Genomic DNA, 16,309 nt, shown 5'->3' on the forward strand with positions numbered 1-16,309 from the left:
ATCCTCTAGCGCGTCATATCGTCCAGCGCATCGAGCGCCGCCTGAAGATCCCGGTAACGAACGTCAGCATCTCCATTGCCAAAGACGCAGCGGGTCAGCCAGGTCTCGAGCTGGTTCTTCTCCAACGCCACGATCAACAGCGCCACCGCCAGGCCAATCCAACCCAGCCTGGCAGCCACCAAGGCCCAGCCTGAGCGACTGATGATCAAGGAACCCATCGCCGCTTCCGTTGCCGATATCTTGCCTACCTGTTGAGCCACAGCAGCCAGCGCGGAGGCTCCAGAGCCCAAAAAGACAAGTGAGGAAGATGCGTACAACGCAAATAGAACCAAGTCCCCGCTTTGATATGCCTTGACTGCCTTTACTGCATGCCATACGCCAAAAATCCAGGCCCCCAGCGCTGCGGTGATTCCTCCGCCCCAGGCCAGACCCTTGTACAGACGGCTCTCCGGCGCCGCCACCGGGTGGATCATCTGATTGGCCACCCCGACCAGACTACTGGCCAGATACAGCAGCCCACCGCCAAACATCCAGTTTCGCTCCGCCTGACTCTTGGCGGAGTTCTCGTCAAACACGGCTTCGCCCAGATGCACCGAATTGATCAGCTCCAGGCTGGCGGCGAAGACGCCCAACCAGGTGCCTGGCGTCATTGCCGATGCGACGGCGATTCGCCGCATCTCGATCGACTGGGCAAGTTCCGCCTGGATGATCGGGCGCTGCAGCGGATCCACGGAGGTGGGAACAAAGGCCCACAGACGTATCGGCACGTCAGAGTGCCCCTCCGGCAAGGGCGGAAAGAAGTGGCGCAGGTCATGCCGGATATTGCGGAAGGCAAGTTCATCACGCCATAGCACCTGGTCGTACATGAACAACAGCTGTCTGGGTGTGGCATCGAACACCATCAAGGACGTCTTGAACCCGTAGCGCACCCAGCCGACCGCCTGCCACAGTCGTGCCAGCGAGTGGTTGGCGATATCGGTGTAGCTGACCATCCCGAGCTTTTGCGCGATCTGACTGGCCATGGTGGCCAGCAGTTGCTCGGTCTGGGAGCGGTTGTCCATGTCCGCCCCCAGCACCCGCCTCAAGGGGCCCAGAATCTTGCTGCCCCAGAAGGCACTTTCGAAGACCAGATCCTTGACCATGTCGATGGCCGGGGCGTGATTGGCGAAGGTGGCACGCCACAGGTAGGAATCCACCTCGTCGATCGATCGTTCGGTCAACTCGGCGACGGTTTCCTGCCCCGTCTCTGTCGTGGTCATGCCCACCGTCATGGCGGCCACGGCCACCTCATAGGCCGCCCCATTGTCCAGATCCTGGTCGTCGTAGCCCAGCATGGCGTCACGGACCAGGTCGGACATCAACCAGTCACGGTGAATCTCGGCCAGCTTCACCACCGCCTGGCTGTCACGTTCAAGATGGGCGCTATAGCGCGACTCGAACTCCAGACGCCGCTGCTCGTCGTAGCAGGCCTGATACTTTTCCCAACTCTGCTCGATGGCACGACGCTGATAGGCTAGCGCGTTATCAGCCTGCTGCCCGCGCAGCAATTCGAGCTCGCGGCGACCCCGCTCGACTCTTCGCCTGTCGATATCGCCCATCAGCGCCCAGCGCCTTGCCTTTTCTGATGCGTCCGTCAGCGCATCGAACTCCTGAGCGAGCCTCTGGTCACCAAACACCTCGGCTCGACGTGCCCGCTCAATATGTTGCTCTGCCTGGTGCTCGGCCTTGCTTTTCACCGCTTCTCGTATCCCCTCGATCAATTCCGATGTGACCTTCCTTTCCACCACATCCTTGCGGCGGGCATAGCGATCGAGGCGAGCCTTGGCCTGGTTCCGGTAATGATTGACGGAGATGCACATGCCGATAGGGTCAGCCACCGCCAGTATTGGTGTCCTGTCGATCCACTGAGGAGCGTCCTGGACCATCCAGTTCATCCGATCGCGAAGCTGACTCACCGTCGACGGCAATCGCTCGCAGACGCCAACAAGGGGAAAACCATCGTTCTCCAGCAGTTCCTCGGGACAGGCGTCATTGAACTCCATGACATGCGTGCCGAGTTGCGTAGAGGGAATCACGCCAGCGGCCTCTCCCGTACCAAGCCAGGCAGCCACATCGAAAGGACTAAGCAGGCGATCACGCAGGCCGCTGTCGTTGCGCTCCAGCCGCCCCAGCATGGCCTGCGTGAAGGGATGGTCACTATAGCCAACGTGAACGATGCCAGCTTCCTGAGCCTTCGGTAGAGAAATCAGGCGCGCAGAGAGATTATTCTCGGGAATATTGCAAGGCGCGTCGATGTGCGAGTCCCCGTAGGCCGTCTCTCTCGGCCCGCGCCCATAGGGGTCAAATTCTTCGAAACGGGAGTCGTGAGTGATGCGCCAGGCTTGCCAGCGCTGGCGCTTCTCGTCGAACAGGTAGAGATAGCCCTCGCGCATCAGGCGCAGGACATAGCGCGTCTCACGCGGGGCAGGAAAGTGGCGATTGGCGTGTACCGCCATCGACCAGGGAAGGTCTTGCGACCAGTCGCTGACGTGACGGTCCGATACCGCGTAGCGCACCGGCAGGATGGGTAGTCCCACCCTGTCGCAGCAAGGGCAGCCCTGCTGCTTCGTTCCTGGCAGCGGGCTGTTGTCGTCCAGTGCCTCGAGCCAGTCGGCAATCTCGCTGATCCTGACGTCCGCCATACTTCTCCCCCTTCCCTGAAGTCGCCTTCCCGCTCCATGTGCTGGTGGCGATGAAACGCGGCTTGGACTTTGCCGCCGCTGTTTCTCTCAGCATAAGGGGTCGTCACCTCCAACTTCTGTACGAGAACACCTAACCACTACTCCGGTTCGACAAGCGCGCTTCAGGAGCGTATCGAGATCAAGGCGCCAGCGACGAAAGACACATCCGATGCAGAGGTCAGTCCACCTCGCTTACTTCTTGCCCAGCTCATCTCGAGGATGATGACGTACTGCCCCCCCCTGTCGCTGAACTGACTTATTTCCCTCGTAGGCTCATGGCAATGACGCGCTCGCCATGGAGGCCCCTTTTGCATCTCGCCGACGTCACCATGTTTCACGCCCCCGCCAGCGGCGGCGTACGCACCTACCTTCAAGCCAAACACCGGGTGTTTTCGCGCTTCCCGCAGTTGCGCACCAGTCTGCTGGTGCCGGGGGCCGAGCGAGACAGCCTCGGCGACCATCACCAGTTGCCTGCACTGCGCATCCCGCTGGGCCAGAGCTACCGCTTTCCGCTGCGCCGCCGGCCCTGGCGCGACGCCCTGGTGGAGCTATCGCCGGATCTGATCGAAGCCGGCGACCCCTACGTCACCGCCTGGGCGGCACTGGACGCCGGCCAGCGTCTCGGCGTGCCGGTGGTGGGCTTCTACCACTCGGACCTTCCTCGGTTGATGGGGGATCGCTTCGGGCCGATGGTGCAGCGACGGCTGGAGCGCTACGTGGTCGACCTTTACCGCCGCTTCGACAGCGTACTGGCGCCCTGCCAGGCGATGGCCGACCGTCTGACGTCCTGGGGCGTCAAACGGGTGCGGGTGCAGCCCCTTGGCGTCGATCTGGCGACCTTTCACCCGGACAGGCGCGATCCCGAGCTCAGGCGCAAGCTGGGGCTCGGCAACGACAGCCGTCTATTGGTGTTCGTCGGGCGCTACTCACGAGAGAAGAACATCGAGGTGTTGCTGGACACCGCCAGGCGCCTTGGGCCTCCCTACCACCTGCTGTTGATGGGCCCCGGCATGCCCACCGAGGTGCCCGCCAACGTCAGCGTCATCAATCGCTGCGTCGGCGTGCATGAGGTCGCCCGTGCGCTCGCCTCCAGTGATGCCCTGCTGCACGCGGGCACCCGCGAGACCTTCGGGCTGATCGCCCAGGAAGCCATGGCCAGCGGCATCCCGGTGATCGGCGCCAGGGCCGGTGCGCTGATCGAGAACGTGCCATTGGGCGGCGGCGTGCTATGTCAGCCACATTCGGCAGCCGCCATGGCCGAGGCCACCGAGGCGCTGTTCGCCAATGATCCGCAATCGGCCGGGCGCCACGCTCGGCGCTTCGTCGAGCGCCAGTTCGACTGGGACAAGGTGATGATTTCGCTGCTCAACCATTACGAAGCCGTCATCGATCCGGTCTGCCCGCGCGATCGGCGCCATGGCTAGGTTTGGGCCAACACCATCGCTGGACAGGCGCCTGCGTGCCCCTGCCGGGATGCGATCACGCCTGTGGTGGAAGGCCGCCCTGCTGATCCTGACCCTGGCCATCACCCTGCTGCTGCCGTGGTGGCTGGGGGGCGCCGGCACCTTCACTGCGGTTATCGCCTTCCCGCTGCCCCTGCTGGCGCTGATGGTAGCCCTGGCGGTGATCTGCTGGAACCTCAACGCGGCGCGCCTGCGGCTGATGCTCGACGGACGAGCCGGCCGCCTCGGTCAGGGCGGTGCCCTGGCGATCGAGATGTCGTCGAAGTTCGCGCTATGTGCCACCCCGGCCGGGGGCGGAGGCGTCGCCACCCTGCTGTGGCTGCTGGCACGCCGGGGCTATCCGCCGGCCCAGGCCTCGGCCATCTTTCTGGTCGATCAGCTCGCCGACATGCTGTTCTTCAGCCTGATGCTGGGCGTACTGGTGTCGCTGTCGATGAGCGGACTGGCCAGCTGGCCTCACCAGACCCTGGTCGAGGCCTCCCTGGCGGCGCTGCTGCTGGCGCTTGTGGTGTTTGCGGTGGTGATCGTGTGGCTACCCTGGCTGCTGCGCCATGTCCCTCCCCCTCCCTTTGTCGGCTCGGGGCCCAGGCGCTGGATGACCCGACGCCTGCTGCGCTGTCGCCGGACCCTGGCGAGTACGCTTGCGCTGCCCAAGGGCGTGCTGATGGCGATCTTCGCGCTGTGCTGCCTGCACTGGCTTGCGCGCTATAGCCTCCTGTATCTGGCGGTGCTGGGGGTGGGCGGCGGCGCCGACTGGGCCTGGACCTTTCTGGTGCAGATGCTGGCCATGGCCGCCAGCCAGTTGAGCGTGCTGCCGGGCGGCGCCGGCGCCGCGGAGGTCAGCGTAGGCGCCCTGCTGCTGCCGCTGATGGCCCGAGAGCAGGCCGCGGCGGCGGTGATCGTCTGGCGCCTGGTCAGCTACCACCTCTATCTGGTGGCGGGCGCGCCGGTGTTCGTGGCACAGGTGGTCGGCTGGTGGCGCACGCGGGCCAATCAATCGTCGCCTCGTCCCTAACGCCTTCCGCGTACTTCCCCCTTCGACCCGCCCCTTCGTCGCATCTGGTGGAGTTCCAGCCACAAAAAAGGCCACCCGGAGGTGGCCTTTATTCTGACGCTTATTCTGACGGTAGGACCGCTTACCAGCCGGTCGCTTCCTTCAGGGCGTCGCCGATCTCGGCCAGGGAGCGCACGGTCTTGACGCCCGCGGCTTCCAGGGCGGCGAACTTCTCGTCCGCGGTGCCCTTGCCACCGGCGATGATGGCGCCGGCGTGGCCCATGCGCTTGCCGGGAGGAGCGGTGACACCGGCGATGTAGGACACCACCGGCTTGGAGACGTGCTCCTTGATGTAGGCAGCAGCCTCTTCCTCGGCGGTACCGCCGATCTCACCGATCATGACGATGGCCTCGGTCGCCGGGTCCTTCTCGAACATCTCGAGGATGTCGATGAAGTTGGAGCCCGGGATCGGGTCACCGCCGATGCCCACACAGGTGGACTGGCCGAAGCCGTGGTCGGTGGTCTGCTTGACCGCTTCGTAGGTCAGGGTGCCGGAACGCGACACGATACCGACCTTGCCCGGCTTGTGGATGTGACCCGGCATGATGCCGATCTTGGTCTCGCCCGGGGTGATGACACCGGGGCAGTTCGGACCGATCAGACGCACGCCCAGCTCATCGCACTTGACCTTGACGTCCAGCATGTCGAGGGTCGGGATGCCTTCAGTGATGCACACGATCAGCTTGATGCCGGCGTTGGCGGCTTCCAGGATGGAATCCTTGCAGAACGGGGCAGGCACGTAGATCACGCTGGCCTCGGCGCCGGTCTGCTCGACGGCTTCCTTGACGGTGTTGAACACCGGCAGGCCCAGGTGCTCCTGGCCGCCCTTGCCCGGGGTCACGCCGCCGACCATCTGGGTGCCGTACTCGATGGCCTGTTCGGAGTGGAAGGTCCCCTGTCCGCCAGTGAAGCCCTGGCAGATGACCTTGGTGTTCTTGTCGATCAGGATGCTCATTACTTGCCCTCCGCTGCCTTGACGACCTGCTGAGCCGCATCGGTGAGGCTCTTGGCAGCGATGATGTTCAGACCGCTGGAGGCCAGTTTCTCGGCACCCAGCTCGGCGTTGTTACCTTCCAGACGCACCACGACCGGCACATTGACGCCGACCTGCTCGACGGCACCGATGATGCCTTCAGCGATCATGTCGCAGCGCACGATACCGCCGAAGATGTTGACCAGCACGGCCTGCACGCTGTCGTCGGACAGGATGATCTTGAACGCCTCAGCCACGCGCTCCTTGGTGGCGCCGCCGCCGACGTCAAGGAAGTTGGCCGGCTGGCCACCGTGGAGCTTGATGATGTCCATGGTGCCCATGGCCAGGCCAGCGCCGTTGACCATGCAGCCGATGTTGCCTTCCAGGGCGACGTAGTTCAGGTCCCACTGGGCAGCGTTGGCTTCACGCTCGTCTTCCTGGGACGGGTCACGCATTTCCTGCAGATCCGGGTGACGGTACAGGGCGTTGCCGTCCAGGTTGATCTTGGCGTCGAGGCAGTGGAGATTGCCTTCGTCGGTGATCACCAGCGGGTTGATCTCCAAAAGCGCCAGATCCTTGTCGTGGAACATCTTGGACAGACCCAGGAAGATCTTGGTGAACTGCTTCACCTGCGCGCCTTCCAGGCCGAGGGCGAAGGCCAGCTCACGCGCCTGGTAGGGCTGTGCGCCGACCAGCGGGTCGATCTCGGCCTTGAGGATCTTCTCGGGCGTCTCTTCGGCGACCTTCTCGATCTCGACACCACCTTCGGTGGAAGCCATGAAGACCACACGCTGGGTGCCACGGTCGACCACCGCGCCAAGGTACAGCTCATTGGCGATGTCGGTGCAGTTCTCGACCAGGATCTTGGCGACCGGCTGACCGTTCTCGTCGGTCTGGAAGGTCACCAGGTTCTTGCCCAGCCACTGCTCGGCGAAGGCCTTGGCTTCGTCCGGGCTCTTGATCAGCTTGACACCACCGGCTTTGCCGCGGCCACCGGCGTGGACCTGGGCCTTGACGACCCACATGTCGCCGCCGATCTTCTTGCAAGCCTCGTAGGCTTCTTCGGGGGTGTCGCAGGCGAAGCCCTTGGAAACGGGCAGACCATAGTCGGCAAACAGCTGCTTGCCTTGATACTCGTGAAGGTTCATCGATTCATGCCATTGGTTGCATGTGACTCGAACGGCGACCCACCCTGCCCCGAGGGACGAAAGTCATCGGGTCGCCACCGACCGCCACCGATACATGGTCGGCGGCGATGCGCTCGCGGAAAACACCGGCAAGCCTGCCAAAACTGCACAGGCTTGCCTAGGATTACCGGGCGCTTGTTGTCTTGCTAGCGCTTCTTGCGGTTGGCCACGTGGATGGCGTGCCCTTCCACCGCCAGCGCTGCCTCGTGCACCGCCTCGGACAGGCTCGGGTGCGCGTAGCAGGTCAGCGCCAGATCTTCGGCGCTGGAGCCGAATTCCATGGCGATAACGCCCTGGGCGATCAGCTCACCGGCGTGCTGACCGACGATGTGCATCCCCAGGATGCGATCGGTCTCGGCGTCGGCGATGATCTTGGCCTGGCCTTCGGTGGCGTTGTTGGCCATGGCACGGCCACTGGCGGCGAACGGGAAACTACCGGTCTTGACCTTGATACCGGCGGACTTGGCGTCCTGCTCGTTCATGCCGACCCAGGCCACCTCGGGGTGGGTGTAGATCACGCTGGGAATGGCGTCGTAGTTCATCTGCGCCTTGTGGCCTGCGATGATGTCGGCCACCATCACGCCCTCTTCGGAGGCCTTGTGGGCCAGCATCGGGCCACGCACGCAGTCGCCGATGGCGTAGACGCCCGGCACGCTGGTGCGGCACTGGTCATCGACGTGGATGAAGCCGCGCTGATCCAGTTCGACGCCCAGGCCGTCGGCTACCACGCCCTTGGTGTAGGGACGACGGCCGACACAGACGATCAGCTTGTCGAAGGTCAGTTCCTTCTCACCCTCGTTGTCCTCGTACTTGACGACGACTTCCTCACCCTTGACCTCGGAACCGGTCACGCGGGCGTTGAGCTTGATGTCCAGACCCTGCTTCTTGAGCAGCTTCTGGGTCTCCTTGGCGATGGCCGAGTCGACCATCGGCAGGAAGCTGTCCATCGCCTCGAGCACGGTCACTTCGCTGCCGAGGCGGCTCCACACGCTGCCGAGCTCAAGGCCGATGACGCCGGCGCCGATGACGCCCAGACGCTTGGGCGTCTCCTGGAACTCGAGGGCGCCGGTGGAATCGACGATCAGACCCTCGGTCAGCGGGGTCGGCGGGATCTCCACCGGCACCGAGCCGGCGGCGATGACGATGTTGTCCGCCTCGACGGTGCTGGACTCGCCGTCCTTGTCGGTGACCTCGACCTTGTTCTTGGCCACGACCTTGCCGGTACCTTCGATGGCGGTGACGCCATTGGCCTTGAACAGCCCGGAGATGCCGCCGGTCAGCTGCTTAACGATCTTGTCCTTGCGCGCCATCATCTTGGACACGTCCATGCTGACGTCGCCGGCCTGGATGCCCATGTCGTCGAAGTCGTGCTGGGCCTCGACGAACTTGTGGGAGGCCTCGAGCAGTGCCTTGGACGGGATACAGCCCACGTTCAGGCAGGTACCGCCGTGCACCACCTTGCCTTCCTTGCCGATCCACTTCTCGACGCAGGCGGTCTTCAGACCCAGCTGAGCAGCACGGATGGCGGCCACGTAGCCACCCGGGCCCGCGCCAATGACGATCACATCATACTTGTCGGCCATGTTGGCTCCTGTTCGTTCTGTGTGCAGAGGCTCTGCAGTAAATCCCTGTCGCTGCCACGGTCAGGCTCAGATTTCCAGCAGCAGACGCGCCGGATCCTCGAGCAGCTCCTTGATGGTGACCAGGAACTGTACCGCATCCTTGCCATCGATCATGCGGTGGTCGTAGGACAGCGCCAGATACATCATCGGGCGAATCTCGACCTTGCCGTTGACCGCCATCGGACGCTCCTGGATCTTGTGCATGCCGAGGATCGCGGTCTGCGGCGGATTCAGGATCGGGGTCGACATCAGCGAGCCGAAGATGCCGCCGTTGGTGATGGTGAAGGTACCGCCCTGCATGTCCTCGATGCCCAGCTTGCCTTCGCGTCCGCGCTTGCCGAAGTCGACGATGCCCTTCTCGACGTCGGCGATCTTCATGCTGTCGGTATCGCGCAGCACCGGCACCACCAGGCCACGGTCGGTGGATACGGCCACGCCGATGTCCTGATAACCGTGGTAGACGATGTCGTCACCGTCGATGGAGGCGTTGACATCAGGGAAGCGCTTGAGCGCCTCGGAAGCCGCCTTGACGAAGAAGCCCATGAAACCGAGCTTGACGTCGTGGGCCTTCAGAAAGGTGTCCTTGTACTGGGAGCGCAGCTCCATCACCGCACCCATGTCCACCTCATTGTAGGTGGTCAGCATGGCAGCGGTCTGCTGAGCCTGGACCAGACGCTTGGCGATGGTCTTGCGCAGACGGGTCATCGGCACGCGCTTCTCGGGGCGCTCGCCTTCCACGGCCGGGGCTGCGGTGGCGCCGGAGCTGGCCTTCTTGGCCGGCGCGGACTTCTTGGCGCCGCCGTCCTTGACCGCCTTGAGCACGTCTTCCTTGAGGACGCGACCGTCCTTGCCGGTGCCCTTGATGGCACTGACGTCGAGGTCGTGCTCGGCGATCAGCTTGCGCGCGGCAGGCGCCACGATCTTGTCACCGACCTGCTCGTCGCTGTCGCCATCGTCGGCGCTGGCCTTGGGCGCTTCCTGATCGGCGGTATCGGCAGAGCCACCGCCTGCACCCACCTCGAACACCGCCAGCACGGCCTCGGACTCCACGGTGTCGCCTTCCTCGATCTTGATCTCGGCCAGGGCGCCATCTTCCGGTGCGACCACCTCGAGCACGACCTTGTCGGTCTCGATCTCGGCCAGCACTTCGTCACGCTTGACCGCTTCGCCGACCTTCTTGGTCCAGCTGGCGACGGTCCCTTCCTGCACCGACTCGGGGAAGCTCGGTGCCTTGACGTCGCGCTTCTCGCCGCCGCCCTTGGGCGCTTCGGCCGGCTTCTTCTCAGCCTTGTCGTCGGACGCTTCGGAAGCGGCTTCCTTGGCGTCGTCCTCGTCTTTCTCGGACGACTCCTCGGACGCTTCCTTGGACTCGCCGCCGCCTTCACCGATGCGGCCCAGGACCTGCTCGGACTCCACGGTGTCGCCTTCTTCCACCAGCACCTCTGACAGGGTGCCGGCTTCCACCGCCACCACCTCGAGCACGACCTTGTCGGTCTCGATCTCGACGATCAGTTCGTCACGCTCGACGCTGTCACCCGGCTTCTTGTGCCAGGTACCTACGGTGCCTTCGGCAACGGATTCCGGAAAGGATGGTGCCTTGATCTCGGTAGCCATGTCGTATCCTTAGTGTTCTCTCTCTTCCCGATGGTCGCCTTAGAGATTGAAGGCGTCTTCCACCAGTTGGCGCTGCTGTTCGGTGTGTACGGACATGTAGCCCGCCGCGGGAGCCGCCGATGCCGGACGTCCGGCAAACTTCAGCTGACCGCCCAGGCCGTCCTTGAGCGAATCGGCGACGATGCGCAGATTGTGCTGCATGGAATACCAGGCGCCCTGGTTCAGGGGCTCTTCCTGACACCAGACGATGTCGGTGACGCCGCTGTAGTCCTTGAGCGTCTCGATCAGCTCTTCCTTGGGGAACGGATAGAGCTGCTCGACGCGCACGATCGCTACATCGTCACGCAGGTTCTCCTCGCGCCAGTTGGCCAGATCGTAATAGACCTTGCCCGAGCACATGATGATCCGCTCGACCTTGGACGCATCACGCTGTCCCTGGTCGGGCAGCACCATGTTGAAGCTGCCGTTGGCGAGGTCCTCGAGGCTCGAGGTGGCTTCCTTGTGGCGCAGCAGGCTCTTCGGCGACATCACCACCAGCGGCTTGCGCAGCGGGCGAATCACCTGACGGCGCAGCAGGTGATAGATCTGCGCCGGGGTGGTCGGCACGCACACCTGCATGTTGTGCTCGGCGCACAGCTGCAGGAAGCGCTCGAGACGCGCCGAGGAGTGCTCGGGGCCCTGCCCTTCGAAACCGTGGGGCAGCAGCATGGTCAGGCCACACAGACGACCCCACTTGGTCTCGCCGGAGGAGATGAACTGGTCCACCACCACCTGGGCGCCGTTGAAGAAGTCACCGAACTGCGCTTCCCAGATCACCAGCGCGTTGGGCATGGTGGTCGAGTAGCCGTACTCGAACGCCAGCACCGCCTCCTCGGAGAGGAAGGAGTCATGGATAGTGAAACGCGGCTGACCGTCCGCCATGTGCTGAAGCGGCACGTAGGTGGAACCGTCGGCCTGGTTGTGGATCACCGCATGGCGGTGCGAGAAGGTACCGCGTCCGACATCCTGACCGGTCAGGCGAATCGGGTGTCCCTGCTCGAGCAAGGTGGCGTAGGCCAGGGTTTCGGCGAAGCCCCAGTTCATGGCCAGCCCACCGCCCTGCATCTTGCGGCGATCATCGTAGATCTTGGCGACCTGACGCTGCACCTTCACCCCGTCAGGGATCTCGCACATCTTGGCGGCAAGCTGCTTGAGCCGCTTCATGTCGAAGGTGGTATCGGCGTGCCCGGTCCACTCGTGACCGAGGTACGGCTTCCAGTCGACGAACAGTGAGGTGTTGGGTTCCTGCACCAGGGCGTTGGCCACGTGATTGCCGGCGACCAGATCATCGCGATACTTCTCGACCACCGCCTTGGCTTCGTCTTCGCTCAGCACGCCCTGCTTGACCAGGCGCTCGGCGTAGATCGCACGAGAGGACGGATGGTCCTTGATCTTGCGGTACATCATCGGCTGGGTGCCGGAGGGCTCGTCGGCCTCGTTGTGGCCGCGGCGGCGGTAGCACACCAGGTCGATGACCACGTCCTTCTTGAACTGCTGACGATAGTCCAGGGCCACCTGGGTCACGTGGAGCACCGCGTCGGGATCGTCACCGTTCACGTGCAGGATCGGCGCCTGCACCATCTTGGCGATGTCGGTGCAGTACTCGGTGGAACGCGCGTCCTCGGGATGCGACGTGGTGAAGCCGACCTGGTTGTTGATGACGATGTGCACCGTACCACCGGTCTTGTAGGCACGGGTCTGGGACATCTGGAACGTCTCCATGACCACGCCCTGACCAGCGAAGGCGGCATCGCCATGGACGTTGATCGGCAGCACCTTGCCGCCATCGACATCGTCGCGGCGATCCTGGCGAGCGCGCACCGAGCCTTCCACCACCGGCGCCACGATTTCGAGGTGCGAGGGGTTGAAGGACATCGCCAGGTGAACCTCACCGCCCGGCGTCATCACGTTGGAGCTGAAGCCCTGGTGATACTTGACGTCACCGGAACCGCGCTCGATCAGCTTCTTGCCGTCGAACTCGTCGATCAGCTCGCCGGGGTTCTTGCCGAGGATGTTGACCAGCACGTTGAGGCGACCGCGGTGGGCCATGCCGATGACCACTTCCTTGGTGCCGTAGCTGCCCGCGCGCTGGATCAGCTCGTCCATCATCGGAATGAAGGTCTCGCCACCCTCAAGGCCGAAGCGCTTGGTGCCCGGGTACTTGGAGGCCAGGTAGCTTTCCAGCCCTTCGGCCGCGGACAACCGCTCGAACAGCTGCTTGCGGCGATCATCACCATGGTCCGGAGCCGAGCGCACCGACTCGAAACGCTGCTGCAGCCAGCGCTTCTCTTCGGTATCGACGATATGCATGAACTCGCAGCCGATCGAACGGCAATAGGTGCGATCCAGCGCATCGACGATTTCCTTGAGCGGCGCCTGGTCCTTGCCCAGGAAGAAGGAACCGGTCTGGAACTCGGTATCGAGGTCGGCCTTGGACAGCTGGTGGAACGCCAGATCAAGATCAGGCACCGGCTTCGGATCACGCAGCCCCAGCGGGTCGATGTCGGCCTTCTGGTGGCCCCGGAAGCGATAGGCGTTGATCAGCTGCAGGACCTTGACCTGCTTGCGGCTCTCTTCGCTGTCGACAGGCGTGCTGCCGGCAACGGCGGTGCGACGTTCGCGGCCAAGCTGATAGAACTGATCACGGATCGGTGAGAGGGGGGTCTCGTCGGACGGGGCGCCTTCCTGGCGTGACAACTCGTCGAAGTAATCGCGCCATTCATCGGTGACGGCGCTAGGGTCGTCGAGGTACTGCTCATAGAGCGCTTCCACGTAGTGGACGTTGCTGCCCGTCACGTGAGAGGAGCGCCACATCAACTCCATTATGCCTTGTTGCATCTCTCGGTCACCCTGCACTGATGGGGTGGTAGTGGGCTCGATGCTCGTGATCTACCGCGGGCGTGGCGCAGGCCCCTCAGTGGAAGGCGTCCTGCCCATCGTCACCCTTGGCACTGACCATCATCGAGCGCCCTGGTGGTTCTGCCGCGGTCATCGGGGCCGCGGTCGATCTGCCTAGCGGTCTTGCATCATGCTCAAAAGCCGGTGCCCATGGCACCGGCTCCTGACGCTGTCATCCGGGGGCGCGACAGGATGCCGCGCCCCCGGACCGAGCCCATGATAACAAGCCCGGCGCCACGATTTAAGTGGCATTCGCCAGCAACATCTCACGGATCTTGCCGATCGCCCGAGTCGGGTTAAGCCCCTTGGGACAGACCGCCACGCAGTTCATGATGCCGCGGCAACGGAATACGGAGAACGGATCCTCCAGCTCCGACAGACGCTCCTGGGTCGCCGTATCGCGGGAATCCGCGAGGAAGCGATAGGACTGCAGCAGGCCGGCGGGACCGACGAACTTCTCCGGATTCCACCAGAACGACGGGCACGAGGTCGAACAGCAGGCGCATAGAATGCACTCATACAGACCGTCGAGCTTGTCGCGCTCTTCCGGAGACTGCAGGCGCTCGATGGCCGGCGCCGGCGTGTCGTTCTGCAGGTACGGCTGGATCTTTTCGTACTGCTTGTAGAACAGCGCCATGTCGACCACCAGGTCACGAATGACCGGCAGACCGGGCAAGGGACGCAGTACCAGCTTGTTGTTCTTGACCACCTCGGACAGCGGGGTGATGCAAGCCAGGCCGTTCTTGCCGTTCATGTTCATGCCGTCACTACCACAGACGCCTTCGCGACAGCTGCGACGGAAGGCCACGGAGCTGTCGTCCTCCTTGATCATCTCAAGCAGGTTCAGCACCATCAGGTCGCGACCCTGGGTGTCGACCTCGAACTCCTGCATATAAGGCGCGGAGTCGGTTTCCGGGTTGTAGCGGTACAGGGATACCTGAAGCTTGGACATGTTGACTCCCCCTTAATAGGTACGGATTTTCGGCTCGAACTTGTCGACGGTCTTCGGCGCGAAATTGACATCGCGCTGGCCGACCCGCTTCTCGCCGGGGAAGAACATGGAGTGCTTCAGCCAGTTGGCGTCGTCACGATCCGGATAGTCGTAGCGGGAGTGCGCACCGCGACTCTCCTTGCGCTCCAGTGCCGCGATGGCGGTGGCCTCGGCCACTTCCATCAGGTTGTCGAGCTCGAGCGCCTCGACCCGGGCAGTGTTGAACGCATGGGACTTGTCGGCCAGATGGGCGTTGGCGATCCGTCCACGCAGTTCGGCCAGCTTCTCGACGCCCTCGACCATGTTCTTCTCTTCGCGGAACACGCCGAAGGAGTTCTGCATGATGCTCTGCAGCTCGCGCTTGAGCTCAGGCACGCTCTCGCCGCCTTCGGACTCGTTCCAGCGAGTGATGCGCTTCATCGCGGTCTCGATGTCGGACTCGCGGGCATCCAGGTACTCGATGCCTTCATTGAGCGCGCTCTCGATGTACATGCCGGCGGCACGCCCGAACACCACCAGATCCAGCAGCGAGTTGCCGCCCAGGCGGTTGGCACCGTGCACGGAGACACAAGCTGCCTCGCCACAGGCGTAGAGACCATTGATGATCTGGTCGTTGCCGTCGGCATCCTGGGCAATCGCCTGACCATGCACGTTGGTGGCGATACCACCCATCATGTAGTGGCAGGTCGGCACCACCGGGATCGGCTCCTTGGCCGGATCCACGTGGGCGAAGGTCTTGGCCAGCTCGACGATGCCCGGCAGACGCTTGGACAGCACCTCCTCGCCCAGGTGGTCGAGCTTGAGGAAGACGTGATCGCCGTCTTCGCCGCAACCACGACCTTCGAGGATTTCCATGACCATGGAGCGCGCAACCACATCGCGGCCGGCGAGGTCCTTGGCGTTCGGCGCATAACGCTCCATGAAGCGCTCACCGTCCTTGTTGACCAGGTAGCCGCCTTCACCGCGACAACCTTCTGTCACCAGCACACCGGCACCGTGGATACCGGTCGGGTGGAACTGCCACATTTCCATGTCCTGCATCGGCACACCGGCACGCAGCGCCATGCCGATACCGTCACCGGTGTTGATCAGGGCATTGGTGGTGGAGGCATAGATGCGACCGGAACCGCCGGTGGCCAGCACGGTAGCCTTGGACTTTACGTGCACCACTTCACCGGTCTCGATATCCATGGCGATACAGCCGACCACGTCACCGTTGGCGTTCTTCACCAGGTCGACGGCGTACCATTCATTGAGAAAGGTGGTGTTATTTTTCAGATTGTTCTGGTACAGCGTGTGCAGCAGAGCGTGTCCGGTACGGTCGGCCGCGGCGCAGGTACGGGCCGCCTGGCCGCCTTCGCCAAAGTTCTTGGACTGACCGCCGAACGGGCGCTGATAGATCCGCCCATTGTCGAAACGGGAAAACGGCAGGCCCATGTGCTCGAGTTCGAACACCGCCTTCGGCCCCTCGGAACACATGTATTCCGCAGCGTCCTGGTCGGTGATGTAGTCACCGCCCTTGACGGTGTCGTACATGTGCCAGCGCCAGTCGTCGTTGGGGTCGGAGGAAGCGATGGCACAGGTAATGCCGCCCTGGGCGGACACGGTGTGCGAACGCGTCGGGAAGACCTTGGACAGCACCGCGGTCTTCTTGCCGGACTTGGCCAGCTCCAGCGCCGCACGAAGGCCGGCACCACCGCCACCGATGATGATGGCGTCAAAGGTCAAACTACGCATGGTTGACATGT

The 16,309-nt window shown here is 63.5% G+C and carries 10 protein-coding genes; 2 read left to right on the plus strand and 8 right to left on the minus strand.

Annotated features, from left to right (window positions below):
• Positions 1-5: 5 nt before the first annotated feature.
• Positions 6-2,681 carry a T6SS effector BTH_I2691 family protein gene (locus tag NFG57_RS14180; protein WP_348814588.1) on the minus strand — a complete coding sequence of 892 codons (2,676 nt, stop codon included), beginning with the start codon at positions 2,679-2,681 and terminating at the stop codon, positions 6-8.
• Between the two features lie 347 nt (positions 2,682-3,028).
• Between NFG57_RS14180 and NFG57_RS14185 the strand changes: the two genes are divergently transcribed.
• Entirely contained in the window at positions 3,029-4,144 is a 1,116-nt protein-coding gene (locus NFG57_RS14185) for a glycosyltransferase (protein WP_108133238.1), read from the plus strand.
• Positions 4,137-5,198 carry a lysylphosphatidylglycerol synthase transmembrane domain-containing protein gene (locus NFG57_RS14190; protein ID WP_260425325.1) on the plus strand — a complete coding sequence of 354 codons (1,062 nt, stop codon included), beginning with the start codon at positions 4,137-4,139 and terminating at the stop codon, positions 5,196-5,198. The genes NFG57_RS14185 and NFG57_RS14190 overlap by 8 nt, the downstream gene beginning before the upstream one ends.
• Positions 5,199-5,319: 121 nt before the next feature.
• On the opposite strand, the gene sucD is transcribed toward NFG57_RS14190, so the two are convergent.
• From sucD to sdhA, 7 genes are all read right to left on the minus strand, one after another.
• Entirely contained in the window at positions 5,320-6,192 is an 873-nt protein-coding gene (sucD, locus tag NFG57_RS14195) for a succinate--CoA ligase subunit alpha (RefSeq protein ID WP_045992944.1), read from the minus strand.
• Positions 6,192-7,358 carry an ADP-forming succinate--CoA ligase subunit beta gene (gene sucC / locus NFG57_RS14200; protein WP_045992945.1) on the minus strand — a complete coding sequence of 389 codons (1,167 nt, stop codon included), beginning with the start codon at positions 7,356-7,358 and terminating at the stop codon, positions 6,192-6,194. The genes sucD and sucC overlap by 1 nt, the downstream gene beginning before the upstream one ends.
• Before the next feature lie 185 nt (positions 7,359-7,543).
• Positions 7,544-8,980, minus strand: a complete 1,437-nt coding sequence (lpdA, locus tag NFG57_RS14205; protein WP_045992946.1) for a dihydrolipoyl dehydrogenase — start codon at positions 8,978-8,980, stop codon at positions 7,544-7,546.
• Positions 8,981-9,046: 66 nt separating this feature from the next.
• The gene (odhB, locus tag NFG57_RS14210; protein ID WP_222517160.1) at positions 9,047-10,633 is read right to left on the minus strand and encodes a 2-oxoglutarate dehydrogenase complex dihydrolipoyllysine-residue succinyltransferase; all 1,587 of its coding nucleotides are present in this window, start codon (positions 10,631-10,633) and stop codon (positions 9,047-9,049) included.
• Positions 10,634-10,672: 39 nt separating this feature from the next.
• A complete protein-coding gene (locus tag NFG57_RS14215) occupies positions 10,673-13,510 on the minus strand; it encodes a 2-oxoglutarate dehydrogenase E1 component (protein ID WP_108133235.1) in 2,838 nt (945 codons plus the stop codon).
• Positions 13,511-13,811: 301 nt separating this feature from the next.
• Positions 13,812-14,522, minus strand: coding sequence for a succinate dehydrogenase iron-sulfur subunit (locus tag NFG57_RS14220; protein ID WP_045992949.1), 711 nt, complete (start codon positions 14,520-14,522; stop codon positions 13,812-13,814).
• 12 nt (positions 14,523-14,534) lie between these two features.
• On the minus strand, positions 14,535-16,307 hold the full coding sequence (gene sdhA / locus NFG57_RS14225) for a succinate dehydrogenase flavoprotein subunit (protein ID WP_045992950.1): 1,773 nt from the start codon (positions 16,305-16,307) through the stop codon (positions 14,535-14,537).
• Positions 16,308-16,309 lie beyond the last annotated feature (2 nt).

This window comes from Halomonas sp. H10-59, assembly GCF_040070555.1.
Lineage (GTDB): Bacteria > Pseudomonadota > Gammaproteobacteria > Pseudomonadales > Halomonadaceae > Halomonas > Halomonas litopenaei.

Coding starts and splice junctions, on each gene's coding strand:
- sucD (WP_045992944.1), bottom strand. CDS start 6,192: ATGAGCATCCTGATCGACAAGAACACCAAGGTCATCTGCCAGGGCTTC.
- sucC (WP_045992945.1), bottom strand. CDS start 7,358: ATGAACCTTCACGAGTATCAAGGCAAGCAGCTGTTTGCCGACTATGGT.
- NFG57_RS14220 (WP_045992949.1), bottom strand. CDS start 14,522: ATGTCCAAGCTTCAGGTATCCCTGTACCGCTACAACCCGGAAACCGAC.
- lpdA (WP_045992946.1), bottom strand. CDS start 8,980: ATGGCCGACAAGTATGATGTGATCGTCATTGGCGCGGGCCCGGGTGGC.
- NFG57_RS14215 (WP_108133235.1), bottom strand. CDS start 13,510: ATGCAACAAGGCATAATGGAGTTGATGTGGCGCTCCTCTCACGTGACG.
- NFG57_RS14180 (WP_348814588.1), bottom strand. CDS start 2,681: ATGGCGGACGTCAGGATCAGCGAGATTGCCGACTGGCTCGAGGCACTG.
- sdhA (WP_045992950.1), bottom strand. CDS start 16,307: ATGTCAACCATGCGTAGTTTGACCTTTGACGCCATCATCATCGGTGGC.
- NFG57_RS14190 (WP_260425325.1), top strand. CDS start 4,137: ATGGCTAGGTTTGGGCCAACACCATCGCTGGACAGGCGCCTGCGTGCC.
- odhB (WP_222517160.1), bottom strand. CDS start 10,633: ATGGCTACCGAGATCAAGGCACCATCCTTTCCGGAATCCGTTGCCGAA.